Source organism: Streptomyces composti (genome assembly GCF_012034205.1).
GTDB lineage: Bacteria > Actinomycetota > Actinomycetes > Streptomycetales > Streptomycetaceae > Streptomyces > Streptomyces composti.
The window spans coordinates 48,969-63,461 of record NZ_JAATEM010000024.1; the positions used below are offsets into that span (position 1 = coordinate 48,969).

A 14,493-nucleotide genomic window follows, 5' to 3' on the forward strand; every position below is an offset into this window, starting at 1 on the left:
CGCGCTCCCCCCGCGGCCGAGGGGCCCCGACGCTCTACGAACCGACCTTGCGCTTGTTCCACACGTCGAACCCGACCGCGGCCAGCAGCACCAGGCCCTTGATGACCTGCTGCCAGTCGGTGCCGATGCCGACGAGGTTCATGCCGTTGTTCAGCACACCCAGGACCAGGCCACCGATGATCGCGCCGAGCACGGTGCCGACGCCGCCGCTCATCGACGCACCGCCGATGAAGGACGCCGCGATGGCCTCCAGCTCGAAGTTGAGGCCCGCCTTGGGGGAGGCCGCGTTGAAGCGGGCGGCGAACACCAGTCCCGCCAGGGCCGCGAGCATGCCCATGTTCAAGAAGACCAGGAAGGCCACCCTCTTGTCCCGCACGCCGGACAGCTTGGCCGCGGGCAGGTTGCCGCCGATGGCGTAGATGTGGCGGCCGATGACGGCGTTGCGCATGACATAGCCGAAGCCGACCAGCAGCACGCCCAGGATCAGCAGCACGATCGGCGTGCCCTTGTAGCTGGCGAGCAGCAGCGTCACCACCAGGATCGCCGCGGTGAGCGCCACCAGCTTCAGCGCGAACAGCTTGACGGGCAGCACCTCCAGCGCGAACTCCTGCTGCCGCCGCCGGTCACGGACCTCCTGGAAGATGACGAACGCGATCAGCGCGAGGCCGAGCAGCAGGGTGAGGTTGTGGTAGTTGGTGTCCGGACCGACCTCCGGAAGGAAGCCGTTGGCCACCTTCTGCAGCCCACGGGGGAACGGGCCGAGGGTCTGGCCCTCCAGGAAGATCTCCGTCAGACCGCGGAAGGTCAGCATGCCCGCCAGGGTCACGATGAACGACGGTATGCCGCCGTAGGCGATGAAGAACCCCTGTATCGCGCCCGCGAGGGCGCCCACCGCCAGACAGAGCACCACGGCCACCGGCCAGGGCAGGTCGTTCTTGACCATGAACACCGCCGCCATGGAGCCGACGAAGGCGGTCAGCGATCCCACCGACAGATCGATGTGCCCGGAGATGATCACCAGCATCATGCCGATGGCCAGGATCAGGATGTAGCTGTTCTGCAGCACCAGGTTGGACACATTGCGCGGCAGCAGCAGGTCGCCGTCGGTCCACACCGCGAACAGCGCCACGATCAGGCCGAGCGCGATCAGCATGCCGTACTGCCGCATGTTGCGGCGCAGGCCGTCCAGCACCAGCTGCAGCAGGCCGTCGCCGCCGGCCGGCCCGCCCTTTCCGGCCGGCGCGGGCGCCGGAGTCCTGGCGGTCACATCGGTACTCATCGGGTTACCTCTTTGTCCTTCGTCATCTGACGCATCAGCGCTTCCTGGGAGGCCTCGGCCCGCGAGAACTCACCGGTGAGCCGTCCGGCGGCCATGGTGTAGATGCGGTCGCACATGCCGAGCAGCTCGGGCAGCTCGGAGGAGATGAAGACGACCGCCTTGCCCTGGGCGGCCAGCTTGTCGATGACCGTGTAGATCTCGTACTTGGCCCCGACATCGATGCCACGCGTCGGCTCGTCGAGGATCAGCACATCGGGACCGGCGAAGATCCACTTGCTGAGGACGACCTTCTGCTGGTTGCCGCCGGACAGCTTGCCGACGGGCTCGAAGACGGTGGGCGCCTTGATGTTCATGGACGTGCGGAAGCCCTCGGCGACCTGCCGCTCCTGGTGCTCGTCCACCACGCCTCGCCGGGCGACCTTGTGCAGCGCGCTGAGCGAGATGTTGCGGCCCACCGTGTCGATGAGGTTCAGCCCGTAGTGCTTGCGGTCCTCGGTGACATACGCGATGCCGTGCGCGACCGCCTCCGGGACGGTCCTGGTGCGGATCTCCTTGCCGTCCTTCAGGACCGTGCCCGAGGCGTGCCGGCCGTAGGTGCGGCCGAAGACGCTCATCGCCAGCTCGGTGCGGCCCGCGCCCATCAGGCCCGCGATGCCGACGATCTCCCCGCGCCGCACGGTCAGGGAGACGTCGTCGACGACCTTGCGCTGCTGGTCGATCGGGTGGTGCACGGTCCAGTTGCGGATCTCCAGCGCCGGTGCCGCGCCCTCCTCGGGCTGGTGCGGGGTCCGCTCGGGGAAGCGGTGCTCCAGGTCGCGGCCCACCATGCCGCTGATGATGCGGTCCTCGGTGGTCTCCGGGGCCTTCACATCGAGCGTCTCGATGGTCCGCCCGTCCCGCAGGATCGTCACCGAGTCGGCGACCCTGCGGATCTCGTTCAGTTTGTGGGAGATGATGATCGAGGTGATGCCCTGGTCCTTCAACTGCAGGATCAGGTCGAGGAGTTTGCCGCTGTCCTCGTCGTTGAGCGCGGCGGTCGGCTCGTCGAGGATGAGCAGCTTCACCTTCTTGGAGAGCGCCTTGGCGATCTCCACCAGCTGCTGCTTGCCGACCCCGATGTCGGCGACCCGGGTCTCCGGGTGCTCGTCCAGGCCGACCCTGCGCAGCAGTTCGGTGGCGTGCCGCAGGGTCTCGTTCCAGTCGATGAAACCCCGGGTGGCGTGCTCGTTGCCGAGGAAGATGTTCTCGGCGATGGAGAGATAGGGCACCAGGGCCAGCTCCTGGTGGATGATCACGATGCCGTGCTGCTCGCTGGCCCGGATGTCCTTGAACCGGCAGACCTCCCCCTCGAAGAGGATCTCCCCTTCGTAGGTGCCGTAGGGGTGGACGCCGGAGAGGACCTTCATCAGGGTCGACTTGCCGGCGCCGTTCTCCCCGCAGATGGCGTGGACCTCGCCCTGCCGGACGGTCAGGCTGACGTCCGACAGCGCCTTGACGCCGGGAAAGGTCTTGACGATCGAGCGCATCTCCAGGACGGGTCCCGCCATGGTCGTGCCTTCCAGTCGGTCGTGAGTCGTGGGGTGGCGGCGGTTACTTGAGGTCCGATTCCTTGATGTAGCCGGAGTCGACGACGACCTCCTGGTAGTTGCTCTTGTCGACGGCGACCGGCTCCAGCAGGTACGACGGCACGACCTTCACCCCGTTGTCGTAGGTCTTGGTGTCGTTGACCTCGGGCTTCTTGTCGTTCAGCAGCGCGTCGACCATGTTGGAGGCCACCTTGGCGAGCTCACGGGTGTCCTTGTAGACGGTCATCGACTGCTCGTCGGCGATGATCGACTTCACCGAGGCGACCTCGGCGTCCTGTCCGGTGACGATCGGCAGCGGCTTGGCCTTGGAGCCGTAGTCGTCGGACTTCAGCGCCGACAGGATGCCGATGGAGATGCCGTCGTACGGCGAGAGCACCGCGTGCACCCGGTCCCTCTTGTAGGCGGAGGTGAGGATGTCGTCCATCCGCTTCTGCGCGGTGCCGCCGTCCCAGCGCAGGGTGGTGACCTGGTTCAGCTCGGTCTGGCCGGACTTGACGACCAGCTGCTTCTTGTCGATGTACGGCTTCAGGACGTTCATCGCGCCCTGGAAGAAGTAGCGGGTGTTGTTGTCGTCGTTGGAGCCGGCGAACAGCTCGATGTTGAAGGGGCCCTTCTTGCTGCCGTCCTTCAGGCCCAGCTTCTCGACGATGTAGCTGCCCTGGAGCTCGCCCACCTTCTCGTTGTCGAAGGAGGCGTAGTAGTCGACGTTCTCGGTGCCGAGGATCAGGCGGTCGTAGGAGATGACCGGGATGTCGGCGTCCTTGGCCTGCTGGAGGACGTTGTTCATCGACTTGTTGTCGATCGCGGCGATGATCAGCGCCTTCACGCCCTGCGTGATCAGGTTCTCCACCTGGGAGACCTGCTGGTCGGGGTCGTCCTCGCCGTAGACCAGCTTGGTCTTGTAGCCCTTGGCCTCCAGGTTCTTCTTGACGTTGTTGCCGTCGGCGATCCAGCGCTCGGAGGACTTGGTCGGCATCGCGATGCCGATGGTCGCCCCCTCGGCACCTCCCTTGTCCTCCTCGCTGCCGCCTTCGCTGTTCTGGCCGCAGGCCGAGAGGGTCAGGGCGAGCGAGGCGGCGGTGGCTATGGCGGCGAGGGCGGCTCTGCGGTTACGCATGATCATCATCCTTGATGAGAGGCCGAGAAGAGATGTGTGGGATTGTGCGCGGCTGTGTGGGCTTCTGTGAAGTCGAGTTTCCGGAACGTTATGACGTGGTGCCGAAACGGACCAGATCGCCCGGCAGGCGCGAACCGAGCGGCGCCATCTCGCCGTCGGCGCCGTGCCGGGCCAGCAGGTCCAGGGCCAGCCGCCCGCGCCGCACCCGCTCCTTGGCCGTGGCCAGGGCGAGTTCGCGCAGGTGGTGGCCGTAGGGGTAGATGCCGGGGGCCTTGGACAGGCCGAATTTCAGATACAGCGGGGCCCCGCGCCGGATGAGCTCGGCGACCTCGTACATGCGCACATAGCCGCCGAGGTCGTCCGGAGCCTCGATGTACATGTCCATCGGGGTGGCCGAAACTCGTCGTATCTCGGTGACATGGTCGAGCGTCAGATCGCTCGGCACATTGATCGAGTCGGCGCCGAGCCGCTCGTACACCGCGTACGCCGCCGGATTGACCGGGCCGACGAGCGCGGAGACCTTGAACGTGGTGTCGGCGGGCAGCAGCCCGGCCGTGCGCGCCCGGTGCAGCGTCCACAGCACACCCTCGTCCGCCACCAGCAGGCATTTCACGCCCAGCTCGGTGGCGCGCACGGCGTCCTCGACGCATCCGGCCACCGCGTCGTGGCCGCGGGCCCGCAGTCCGGCGCCCCCCGAGTCCGTACGGGTGGAGCCGCCGATGTCCCAGGTGCCGCGCGGGCCGGTGAACAGGCACAGCTCGATGCCCCGTTCGGCGGTCGCCTCCACCATCTCGGTGATCTCGGCGTCCGTCAGCATCCACACCCCGCTGCCCTGGCTGATCCGGTGCACGGGGACGTCGAGCCGGGCCGCCTCCTTCAGGACGACGGCCAGCGCCTCGGGCCCCTCGCAGGAGGGGATCTCGGTGCGCCAGCGTCCGCCGCCGGGGAAGGAGTGCGGTGAGGCGTCGGCGGGGTCGGGGTCGGGGGCGCCCAGGCCGAGTGCGGAGAGCACCTGCTCTCCTGGTCGGCGGGGTGCCGTGGTGGAGGGGTCGGTCACGGGGGGTCCTTCGTCGGTCGGGATCGGAAGGGGGAAGCGGAGAGGGAGGCCGGGGGCGGTAGGCGGTGTTCGATATCTCGTACGGTGTTCGGTCCGTGGCCCGCGAGCCGGTGAGGGGACCGGGCCGGCCCGGGAACGGAGTCGGCCCGGGAGAAGGGGACTAGGGACGCAGCAGCACCTTGCCCACCTTCGGATCCCCGGAGCCCACCAGCTCGACGGCGTGGCCGAAGTCGTCGAGCGGCAGCTGGTGGGTGACGAGCGGCAGGGGGTCGAGCAGCCCGGCCGCGAAGACCCGCACCGCGTGCGCCCAGGCGGCGGGCGGGGCACCGAACACGGTCCGCACCTCCAGCTGCCGCACCACGAGATCGGTCGGGTCGAGCCCCTCGGCACCCGGGGCGGGGATGCCGGTGAGGACCAGCCGGCCGCCGCGGCGGAGCAGACCGGCGGCGGTGCGGGCGGCGTCCGCGGACCCGGCGGCCTCGACGACGACATCGGCGTCACCGGGGAGTTCGTCCTCGGTGGTGCGGAAGCGCGTCGCGCCGAACCGGTGCGACAGTCCCTCGCGGTCGCGCCGGACGCCCACCACCAGCAGGTCCGCCGGGGAGTACGCCCGCAGGAATTGCACCGCGAGCATCCCCAGGGTGCCGGTGCCGACCACGGCCACCCGCTCACCGGGGCGGACCTCGGCCCTCAGCACCGCCGCCGCGACACAGGCGGCCGGCTCCAGCAGCGCCGCGGCGGTCAGGTCGGCGTCGTCGGGCAGGGGGTGCAGCAGCCTGGCCGGCAGGGTGAGCGTGGGCGCCATGGCGCCGGGCCGGGTGAAGCCCGTCTCCTCGTAGCCCGCCTCGCACAGAGTGGTCTCGCCCGCGTGGCAGCGGTCGCAGACCTGGCAGTTGCGAAAGCCCTCCCCGGTCACCCTGCGGTGCAGCAGCGAGCCGGGGACACCGGGGCCGGTCCGCTCCACCGTCCCGGACCACTCGTGGCCGGGGGTGATCGGGTAACGGACGTAGCCCTCAGGGCGGTTGCCCTGGTACACCTCGCGGTCGCTGCCGCAGAGGCCGGCGGCGTGCACCCGGATGAGCGCCTCGCCGGGTCCCGGCTCGCGCGGGGTGTGCGGGACGAGACGGTGGACGCCGGGCGCGTCGATCACCACTGCGGTTCCGGTCATGCGGTCCCCTTCGGCTTGCGCTGCTCCCAGCCCTCTGCCCACAGGTCGAACCGGGCCTGCTGCTGCGGGAACTCGGCCGCCGCCGCCTCGTCCAGCTCCACGCCGAGCCCCGGCGCGTCGGAGAGATGGAAGCAGCCGTCCTCCGGATCCACCTGCGGGGCGCCCTTCACCACCTTCTTGATCTCCGCGTCCGCGAAGTCGTTGAAGTGCTCCAGGATCTTGAAGTTCGGCGTGGTGAAGCCGACCTGGAGGGAGGCGGCGGTGAGCACGGAGCCGCCCACGTTGTGCGGGGCCACCATCATGTAGTGGGTCTCGGCGGTGGCGGCGAGCTTGCGGGTCTCCCAGATGCCGCCGATGTGCCCCACGTCCGGCTGGAGGATGTCGGCGGCCTGGTTCTCGAACAGCTCGCGGTACTCGATGCGGTCGTGGATGCGCTCCCCGGTGGCGATCGGCATGTCCACCTTGGCGGCCACCTTCTGCAGTGCCCTGAGGTTCTCCGGCGGCACCGGCTCCTCCAGCCAGGCCGGCCGGAATGGGGCCATCTCACGCGCGAGGCGCACGGCGGTGGCGGGGGAGAAGCGGCCGTGCATCTCCAGCATCAGCTCGGTCTCGGGGCCCACGGCGTCGCGGACCGCCTCGACGAGGGAGACGGCATAGACGGTCTGCTCGTGGTCCAGCTCGAAGTGCCCGGTGCCGAAGGGATCGATCTTCAGGGCCCGGTAGCCGCGCTCGCGCACCTCGCGGGCGGCCTTGTGATACGCCTCCGGGGTGCGCTCGGTGGTGTACCAGCCGTTGGCGTACGCCTTGACCCGGTCCGTCACCTTGCCGCCGAGCAGCTGCCACACCGGCACGCCGAGCGCCTTGCCCTTGATGTCCCAGCAGGCCATCTCGACCACCGCGATGCCGGACATCACGATCTCCCCGGCGCGCCCGAAGTCGCCGTACTTCATGCGCCGTACCAGCGCCTCGGTGTCGAAGGGGTCGGCGCCGCGGATGTGGTTGACCTCGGCCTCCTTCAGATAGCCGAGCAGGGCGTCGGTGTGGCCGAGCATCCGGGTCTCACCGACGCCGGTCAGACCCTCGTCGGTGTGCACCTGAACGTACGTCAGATTCCGCCAGGGCGTTCCGACCACATGGGTGCTGATTCCGGTGATGCGCACGGTTGTTGCCCCTTTGGACGTTCGATATTTCGGCACACGTTCGAAATTCTGGCGTGACAGTAAGGACGGGCGGCGAGAGTGTCAATGGGGCGTGCAGGAAACGGCCGTCTGTACGAAAGATTCACAGGAAGGCCTAGGAAGAGGCCGTGACCGGAACCTAACCTTCCCGCGTCATGGACTACTGCCACCCCTGCCAACGGCACCTGAACGGCGCGCTCGCCTGTCCTGGCTGCGGTGCGCCCGCGCAGGTCCCCGTTCCTCAGCCGGTGCCGGTCCCCGAGCCCGTGACGCACCGGGAAGCGGCCCGGTACGGGCGCCCGGAGCGAGCGGGGTCCGATGAGCCGGAGCGGCCCGCGGCGGAGGAGCGGCCGGGTGGCAGGCGCGACCGCCGGGCGGCGGAACGGGCATCCGGCCGGCGCGACCGCAGGGCCGGGGCGCGGGTCCCCGGCCGGCAGGACGGTGGCGAGGAGGCGCCCGGCGTCAGCCGCCGGGACCGCAAGGCGGCTGCCCACCGGCGCCGCCGCCGGCGCACGCTGCTGGTGGCCGCCGGCTTCGTGCTGGCCGCCGGCGGGCTGAGCCTGGCGGAGCTGGGCATCGACGCGCCCGGGTCCGCACCGGCGCCTGCCGCCGCGGGGGACACCTCGGCGGACGGCGGCGCCGCCGAGGTGGAGCCGGACGAGTCGCCCAAGGCCTCACGCCCGGCAGGAGGCGCGGCGACCGCGCCCTCGTCGAGCACCTCGGGTTCGCCCACGGCGTCCGGGTCGCCCGAGGAGAAGGAGTCCGAGAAGCCGGACGAGGACGAGCAGGCGTCCGAGTCCGAGGCGCCCGGCCCCGACCCGGAGCCCGCTCCCGCCACGACGCCACCGGCCCGGCCGCAGCCGACCAGCGAGGCCCCGAAGCCCCCGCAGCCGGACCCCACGACGAAGCAGCCGGACCCGGAGCCGACCCCCACCCGCAGCTGCGACCGCTTCCTGTGGTGGTGCGTGTGACCCCGGTGCTGTCCTGAGGGGCGCCCCGCTCAGGACTCCGCCAGCATCCTCCGCAGCGCGTCCCGCAGCGCGATCCGCTCCTGCTCCGACAGTCCCGCCAGCGGCTCACGGGCGAACCGCAGCGAGTCCTGGAGGCTGCGCGCCACCCGGCGCCCCTCCTCCGTGGCCACCGCCAGCTTCACCCGCCGGTCGGCGGGGTCGGGCCGGCGCTCCACCAGGCCCCGCACCTCCAGGCGGTCCACGATCCCGGTGACGTTCGACGGCTCGCACTTCAGCCGCTGCGCCAGCCTGCGCATCGGCAGCGGCTCGAGGGAGAGCAGGCTGAGCAGCCTCGCCTGCGCCCCGGTCAGCGCATGTCCGGCCGCCGCCGACTCGTACTCCTCGTGATAGCGGGCCACGACCGAGCCGATGAGGTCGACGACCTCCAGGGTCAGCGGATCGGGGGTGCGAGGTGTGGGCATGGTCTCCAGGGTACCCGTTTGCTTGACAGCCTGAAATATTCAGTCGCATGGTTGTTTCAGGTGCTGAAGTATTTTGCCGAACCCCGAGGAAGGCACTCCATGACCGACACCCCCGCACTCCCCGCCACCGGCCGTGAGTGGCATCTGCTGAGCCGGCCGGTCGGCTGGCCGAAGCCCGAGAACTTCGCCCTGGTCGAGGCGGAGGTCCCCGCCCCCGGCGAGGGCCAGGTGCTGGTGCGGAACAAGTACCTCTCGGTCGACCCCTACATGCGCGGCCGGATGAGCGCCGCCAAGTCCTACGCGGCCCCCTTCGAGCTGGGCAAGGTCATGCAGGGCGGGGCCGTGGGCGAGGTCATCGCCTCCGACGCGGAGGGGGTGGCGGTCGGCGATCACGTGCTGCACTTCTTCGGCTGGCGCGAGTACGCCGTCATGGCCGCGAAGAACGCCGTCAAGGTGGACCCGGACGCCGCGCCCCTGTCCGCGTATCTGGGCGTGCTCGGCATGACCGGGCTCACCGCCTACGCGGGCCTGCTGCGCACCGCCGCCTTCAAGGAGGGCGACTCGGTCTTCGTCTCCGGGGCCGCGGGCGCCGTCGGCAGTCAGGTGGGCCAGATCGCGAGGCTCAAGGGCGCCTCCCGGGTGATCGGGTCGGCCGGGTCCGACGAGAAGGTCAGGCTCCTGACCGAGGAGTACGGCTTCGACGCGGCCTTCAACTACAAGAACGGCCCGGTGTCCGAGCAGCTGCGGGCCGCCGCCCCGGACGGCATCGACGTGTACTTCGACAACGTGGGCGGCGAGCACCTGGAGGCCGCCATCGGCTCCCTCAACGAGGGCGGCCGCGTCGCGGTGTGCGGAATGATCTCCGTCTACAACGACACCGAGCCCGCGCCCGGCCCGCGCAACCTCGCCCGGCTCATCCAGACCCGCGGCCGCATCGAGGGCTTCCTCGTCGGCGACCACTACGACCTGCAGCCGCGGTTCGTGCAGGAGGTCGGCGCCTGGGTGCGCAGCGGCGAGCTGAAGTACCGGGAGACCGTGGTCGAGGGCATCGAGAACAACCTCGAGGCGTTCCTCGGTGTCCTGCGCGGCGACAACACCGGGAAGATGATCGTCAAGCTCTGAACGTTCCCGGCTCTTTCGTCATGCGGTAAGTTCTTTCCGAAACCGTCGTGATCGTGGGCGCGAGTCACGGCGGACCCAGGAGGAACGCACCGTATGCCCATTCAGCAGTCCGACGTTCTCTACACGGCCGTCGCCACCGCGCACGGTGGCCGGGACGGGCGGGTCGCCACCGACGACGGCAGGCTCGACGTGACCGTCAGCCCGCCGAAGGAGCTGGGCGGCAGCGGCACCGGCACCAACCCGGAGCAGCTGTTCGCCGCCGGGTACAGCGCCTGCTTCCAGGGCGCCCTCGGTGTGGTCGCCCGTCAGGAGGGCGCCGACGTCTCCGGCTCGACCGTCACCGCACGGGTCGGCATCGGCAAGAACGACGACGGCTTCGGGATCATCGTCGAGATCGAGGCGGAGATCCCGGACATGGACGCCGCGGACGCCCGCGCGCTGCTGGAGAAGGCGCACCAGGTGTGCCCGTACTCCAAGGCCACGCGCGGCAACATCAGCGTGACACTGCTCTGACCGCACGTCCCGTCCGCCGTGCGGGCCCGGCCCTTCCTAGGCGGCCCGCGCCGCGGACGCCTCCGCCGCCAGGGCGGCCCGGTGCACCGCCGGCACCAGGCGCTCGTTCTCGGGGGCCGGGCCGGGCGGGTAGGCGCAGCGGCGCCTGGTGTAGCCGTAGGCGACACCGGTGCGCGGGTCGGCGAAGCCCTGGGAGCCCGCCGTCCCGCTGTGCCCGAACGACCCGGCGCTCAGGCACGGGTACCAGGTCTCGGCCGTCGCCTCGAAGCCGAGCGCGTAGGCGCGGTGCGTGCCGGTCACCAGGTCGTGGCCGGCCGCGTGCAGCTGGCCCAGCTCCGCGATGGTGTCCGGCTTCAGCAGCGCCTGGCGCTCCCCGGTCTGCCCGATCGCCGCCGCGTACAGCTCGGCCAGCCCGCGCGCCGAAGCGACCCCGCCCACCGACGCCGGGCCGCGGGAGCGGATCAGCGGGTCGTTGGGCAGGCTCGCCACGTCGGTGGGGTCGGGCGCGTTGCGGTTGTGCGCGATCGCCCTCAGACTGCCCGGGCCGTCCGTGGCCGCCTCGAGCTCGATCCGCTGGGTCGGGGTGGGCTCCAGGAGACGCACCGGGCGGAAGCGGGGCTCGTGCGCGGCGGGCAGGCCCAGGAACAGGTCCAGGGCGTAGGGGGCCCGGATGCGCTCCTCGTAGACCCGCTGCAGCGTGTGGCCCGTGGCGCGGCGCACCACCTCGGCGGCGAGGGCGCCGATGACCAGCTCGTGCCGGCCGAAGGCGCTGCCGGGGCGCCAGAACGGGCGCTGATCGGCCAGCCGCTCGGCCAGGGCACGGTCGTCGGCCAGCTCGGCGAGGGTGAAGCCGCCGTCGGTGCCGACCACGCCCGCGCGGTGGGTGAGCAGGTCCCGCAGCGTCAGCCCGCCCTTGCCCTCCGCGGCGAACTCCGGCCAGTAGTAGGTCACTTTGCGGTCCAGCTCCAGGGTGCCGTCCTGCACGAGCAGGGCCACCGTGAGGAAGGCGGCACCCGCGGTCGAACCGTGCACGGCGTAGAGGGTGTCGGGGCCGCTGCCGGCCGACCACAGGTCGACCACCCTCCGGCCGCCCACCCAGACGCACAACTGACCCTCGTAGTCGGGGCGTTCCGCCGCCACGAGAGCCGCGAACTCCTCCCGTACCGCCTCGAAGCCGTCGGCCACGGTGCCATGGATCTCCTGCGTCATCCGCCACCTCCTGGGCTCTGTACAGAGCGGTACGCAGGCGACAGGGCGTTCGACTCACATATGGTTTCCCCATGCGCGATCTTGGGGTGGGTCTCCGGTTCCTGCTGAGGGGACAGCGGTGGGTGGTCCGGCACGGCAAGCAGTTCGGATTCGGGCTGCTGCCCGGGCTCATCACCCTCGTCCTGTACGCGGCGGCGCTGGTCGCGCTCGCCCTGTGGGGCGAGGATCTCGTCGCCTGGGCGACGCCGTTCGCCGACGACTGGCCGAGCCCGTGGCCGGGGCTGTTCCGGGGCTTCCTCACCGTGGTGCTGTTCGCCCTGGGCCTGCTGCTCTCGGTGCTCACCTTCACCGCGGTGACGCTGCTCATCGGGCAGCCCTTCTACGAGAGCCTGTCGGAGAAGGTCGACGAGGACGTCTCGCCCGACGGCCACGCGCCCGAGTCGGACCTGCCGCTGTGGCGGGAGCTGTGGATCTCCGCCCGGGACAGCCTGCGGATCGTGCTGCGGGCGCTGATGTGGGCCGTGCTGCTCTTCGCGCTCGGCTTCATCCCCGTCGTGGGCCAGACGGTCGTCCCGGTGATCGGCTTCTTCGTCACCGGCTTCTTCCTCACCGAGGAACTCACCGCCATCGCCCTGCAGCGCCGCAGCCTCGAACTGCGCGACCGGCTGGCCCTGCTGCGGTCCCGCAAGACGCTGGTGTGGGGCTTCGGCACCCCGCTGGGTCTTGCGTTCCTCGTCCCGTTCGTCGCCGTGTTCCTGATGCCGGGCGCGGTCGCCGGAGCAACCCTGATGGCACGCGAGCTGCTGGGTGAGGAGATCGCCGAGGAGGGGGCGGAGGAGAAGGACGAAGAAGAGGTCCCCCGGTGACCGAGGTGCTCGCGGTCGCCGCCATCACCGTCCTCGCCGTGATCGCGCCCGGCGCCGATTTCGCCATGATCGTGCGCAACAGCTACCTCCACGGCCGGCGGACCGGGCTGCTCAGCGCGGCCGGCGTCGCCGCCGGGGTGCTGGTGCACGTCACCTACACGATGCTCGGCGTCGGCCTGCTGATCGCCTCCTCCGCCTTCCTGTTCACCGTCATCAAGCTCACCGGCGCTGCCTATCTGGTCTGGATCGGCGTCCGCACCTTCCGCACCCGGGCCGAGGTCACCGTCGACCTGGAGCGGCGGGGCGGCCTCACCCCGTTCGCGGCGCTGCGCACCGGCTTCCTGACCAATGTGCTCAACCCCAAGACGACCCTCTTCGTCGTCTCCACGTACGCGCAGGTCGTCGGACCGGACACACCGGTCGTGCAGCAGGTGGGCTACGGGCTGTTCATGTCGCTGGCCCACCTGCTGTGGTTCGGCGTCGTCGCGGTGTTCTTCTCCCACGACCGGATGCGCACCCTGATGCTGCGCGGGCAGAAGGTCCTCAACAAGCTCATCGGATCCGCCCTGGCCGGCCTGGGCGTCAGCCTCGCGTTCGCGCCTTCCCACTAGCGGACGCCGCCACGGTCACGACGGCGCGCACCTGGGCGATGATGTCCAGCCGGTTGCGCACGAACACCGGGTCGGTCACCTCGGTGGTGTTGCCGGCGCCGAACTGCAGCACGGGCGTGTGCACATGGCCGCCGGGCAGCTGCCCGTGCAGGCCGAGACGGTCGCGCAGCAGGGTGGCCCGGTAGGCGATCTCGTTGGACAGGTAGTCACCGCCGCCGCCCGCGCGGGCCGTGGAGCCGGGCGTGGGCCCGTCGGGCCGGACGACCGGCTCGGTGCCGCCGGCCGGGATCTCGGTCACGCTGGTGTTGTCGTACACCGGGAAGCGCCCCGTGTCCGCGGCGACGATCTCCGCGTACGGCAGGGTGGTCGTGGTCCACTGGGGCTGCGCGGCCGGGTCGGTGACCGGGACGGTCCCGGTGCGGGAGACGTTCTCGTTGTCCGGGAAGCCGCCCCGCCAGGCCCCGTTGAAGCGCTCCACGTCGAAACGGCCCGGCCGGCCCTGGCTGACCGTGGTGAACAGGTCGACCCGCGGCAGATGCGGCGTCAGGGCCCGCTCCACCGTCTGCTCGGCGAAGTCCCGCCAGCGCACCGGGAACACGGCCGTCTCGATCCGCGCCGGACCGCCGGCGGTCTCGATCACGGTGCCGTCCAGGGCGAGTGCGGCGGCCCCCGACGGGTTGGAGATGCGGATGTCACGGTCCAGGGTGAACGGGTCGAACCCGGTGACCAGGATCCGCCGCAGCCTGCCCCCGTCCGGGTAGCGGATCGTGGTCTGGCCGCGCGAGGTGCGCTCCAGCCTTTCGAGCAGCCGCGCACGCTCGGCGTCGGCGAGCCGGAAGGACGGCTCCCAGGTCCGCAGCTCGCGCGTCATGCTCAGCCGCGCCCAGTACAGCGGCCGGTCGTCGTCCGCGCTGAGGTCGCCGCCCGCCGGGCCGCGCCCCTGCGCCCGCGCCACCGACCCGCGCCACAGCGCCGTGCCCTCCTGCTCCACGACCCGCCGGGCCTGCTCGAAGGAGGCCGCCCGGTGCAGCCGCCGGGTGAAGCCCGCGGCCACCGCGTCGAATCCGGAGCGCCGCAGGATCTCCTGCGGGGCGGCATGGTCCAGGCGCTGCTCCTCCACGGTGGGGGAGGGCACGGCCGCTCCGGCGGCGCTCGCGGTCACCGGCGCGGTGAGCGAGGTGAGCAGGGCCAGACCGAGAGCACCGACACCAACGCGTAAAGACAGCACTGCGGTCGGACCTTCCGTCGTCGTGGGATGCGTACCGGGGGCCCGCAGTATGCCAGCCGCCCGCCCGGCCCGGCAGAGGCCCGCAGGACGCCCTCGGCGGGACGTCGGGCGGTCTCCGGGCGACCTC

14 protein-coding genes are annotated in these 14,493 nt (G+C 70.9%); 5 read left to right on the plus strand and 9 right to left on the minus strand.

Features of this window, described 5'->3' with window-relative positions; genetic code table 11:
* Positions 1–34 precede the first annotated feature (34 nt).
* From mmsB to HCJ93_RS20115, 6 genes are all read right to left on the minus strand, one after another.
* Complete coding sequence (gene mmsB / locus HCJ93_RS20090; RefSeq protein WP_167997135.1) at positions 35–1,279, minus strand: multiple monosaccharide ABC transporter permease; 1,245 nt, start codon at positions 1,277–1,279, stop codon at positions 35–37.
* Entirely contained in the window at positions 1,276–2,826 is a 1,551-nt protein-coding gene (gene mmsA / locus HCJ93_RS20095) for a multiple monosaccharide ABC transporter ATP-binding protein (RefSeq protein WP_167997136.1), read from the minus strand. The genes mmsB and mmsA overlap by 4 nt, the downstream gene beginning before the upstream one ends.
* Before the next feature lie 43 nt (positions 2,827–2,869).
* Positions 2,870–3,982, minus strand: coding sequence for a multiple monosaccharide ABC transporter substrate-binding protein (gene chvE, locus HCJ93_RS20100; RefSeq protein WP_373563592.1), 1,113 nt, complete (start codon positions 3,980–3,982; stop codon positions 2,870–2,872).
* An 88-nt stretch (positions 3,983–4,070) separates the two neighbouring features.
* Positions 4,071–5,039: a hypothetical protein gene (locus tag HCJ93_RS20105; RefSeq protein ID WP_167997138.1), complete on the minus strand. Its 969-nt coding sequence runs from the start codon at positions 5,037–5,039 to the stop codon at positions 4,071–4,073.
* Between the two features lie 160 nt (positions 5,040–5,199).
* Positions 5,200–6,207, minus strand: coding sequence for a zinc-dependent alcohol dehydrogenase (locus tag HCJ93_RS20110; protein WP_167997139.1), 1,008 nt, complete (start codon positions 6,205–6,207; stop codon positions 5,200–5,202).
* A complete protein-coding gene (locus tag HCJ93_RS20115; RefSeq protein WP_167997140.1) occupies positions 6,204–7,367 on the minus strand; it encodes a mandelate racemase/muconate lactonizing enzyme family protein in 1,164 nt (387 codons plus the stop codon). The genes HCJ93_RS20110 and HCJ93_RS20115 overlap by 4 nt, the downstream gene beginning before the upstream one ends.
* Positions 7,368–7,540: 173 nt before the next feature.
* On the opposite strand from HCJ93_RS20115, the gene HCJ93_RS20120 reads away from it, so the two are divergent.
* Positions 7,541–8,356: an SCO2400 family protein gene (locus HCJ93_RS20120; protein ID WP_206317685.1), complete on the plus strand. Its 816-nt coding sequence runs from the start codon at positions 7,541–7,543 to the stop codon at positions 8,354–8,356.
* 29 nt (positions 8,357–8,385) lie between these two features.
* On the opposite strand, the gene HCJ93_RS20125 is transcribed toward HCJ93_RS20120, so the two are convergent.
* Positions 8,386–8,817 (minus strand): MarR family winged helix-turn-helix transcriptional regulator, encoded by a 432-nt coding sequence (locus HCJ93_RS20125; RefSeq protein ID WP_167997141.1) that lies wholly within the window; start codon positions 8,815–8,817, stop codon positions 8,386–8,388.
* A gap of 99 nt (positions 8,818–8,916) precedes the next feature.
* On the opposite strand from HCJ93_RS20125, the gene HCJ93_RS20130 reads away from it, so the two are divergent.
* Positions 8,917–9,939: an NADP-dependent oxidoreductase gene (locus HCJ93_RS20130; protein ID WP_167997142.1), complete on the plus strand. Its 1,023-nt coding sequence runs from the start codon at positions 8,917–8,919 to the stop codon at positions 9,937–9,939.
* Between the two features lie 93 nt (positions 9,940–10,032).
* The gene (locus tag HCJ93_RS20135) at positions 10,033–10,452 is read left to right on the plus strand and encodes an organic hydroperoxide resistance protein (protein WP_167997143.1); all 420 of its coding nucleotides are present in this window, start codon (positions 10,033–10,035) and stop codon (positions 10,450–10,452) included.
* A 36-nt stretch (positions 10,453–10,488) separates the two neighbouring features.
* Here the strand turns inward: HCJ93_RS20135 and HCJ93_RS20140 are convergent, their stop codons facing one another.
* Positions 10,489–11,661: a serine hydrolase domain-containing protein gene (locus HCJ93_RS20140; RefSeq protein ID WP_167997144.1), complete on the minus strand. Its 1,173-nt coding sequence runs from the start codon at positions 11,659–11,661 to the stop codon at positions 10,489–10,491.
* 71 nt (positions 11,662–11,732) lie between these two features.
* Here HCJ93_RS20140 and HCJ93_RS20145 point away from each other — a divergent pair, with 71 nt between their 5' ends.
* The gene (locus HCJ93_RS20145; protein ID WP_167997145.1) at positions 11,733–12,527 is read left to right on the plus strand and encodes an EI24 domain-containing protein; all 795 of its coding nucleotides are present in this window, start codon (positions 11,733–11,735) and stop codon (positions 12,525–12,527) included.
* Positions 12,524–13,138 (plus strand): LysE family translocator, encoded by a 615-nt coding sequence (locus HCJ93_RS20150; RefSeq protein ID WP_167997146.1) that lies wholly within the window; start codon positions 12,524–12,526, stop codon positions 13,136–13,138. The genes HCJ93_RS20145 and HCJ93_RS20150 overlap by 4 nt, the downstream gene beginning before the upstream one ends.
* Here HCJ93_RS20150 and HCJ93_RS20155 read toward each other — a convergent pair.
* Positions 13,110–14,366, minus strand: a complete 1,257-nt coding sequence (locus HCJ93_RS20155) for a pyroglutamyl-peptidase I (RefSeq protein WP_167997147.1) — start codon at positions 14,364–14,366, stop codon at positions 13,110–13,112. The genes HCJ93_RS20150 and HCJ93_RS20155 overlap by 29 nt on opposite strands.
* Between the last annotated feature and the right edge of the window lie 127 nt (positions 14,367–14,493).

What these genes read in the sequence shown, in the direction of transcription:
- mmsB (WP_167997135.1), bottom strand. Translation starts at nt 1,279, where the DNA reads ATGAGTACCGATGTGACCGCCAGGACTCCGGCGCCCGCGCCGGCCGGA.
- mmsA (WP_167997136.1), bottom strand. Translation starts at nt 2,826, where the DNA reads ATGGCGGGACCCGTCCTGGAGATGCGCTCGATCGTCAAGACCTTTCCC.
- chvE (WP_373563592.1), bottom strand. Translation starts at nt 3,982, where the DNA reads ATGCGTAACCGCAGAGCCGCCCTCGCCGCCATAGCCACCGCCGCCTCG.
- HCJ93_RS20110 (WP_167997139.1), bottom strand. Translation starts at nt 6,207, where the DNA reads ATGACCGGAACCGCAGTGGTGATCGACGCGCCCGGCGTCCACCGTCTC.
- HCJ93_RS20120 (WP_206317685.1), top strand. Translation starts at nt 7,541, where the DNA reads ATGGACTACTGCCACCCCTGCCAACGGCACCTGAACGGCGCGCTCGCC.
- HCJ93_RS20125 (WP_167997141.1), bottom strand. Translation starts at nt 8,817, where the DNA reads ATGCCCACACCTCGCACCCCCGATCCGCTGACCCTGGAGGTCGTCGAC.
- HCJ93_RS20130 (WP_167997142.1), top strand. Translation starts at nt 8,917, where the DNA reads ATGACCGACACCCCCGCACTCCCCGCCACCGGCCGTGAGTGGCATCTG.
- HCJ93_RS20135 (WP_167997143.1), top strand. Translation starts at nt 10,033, where the DNA reads ATGCCCATTCAGCAGTCCGACGTTCTCTACACGGCCGTCGCCACCGCG.
- HCJ93_RS20140 (WP_167997144.1), bottom strand. Translation starts at nt 11,661, where the DNA reads ATGACGCAGGAGATCCATGGCACCGTGGCCGACGGCTTCGAGGCGGTA.
- HCJ93_RS20145 (WP_167997145.1), top strand. Translation starts at nt 11,733, where the DNA reads ATGCGCGATCTTGGGGTGGGTCTCCGGTTCCTGCTGAGGGGACAGCGG.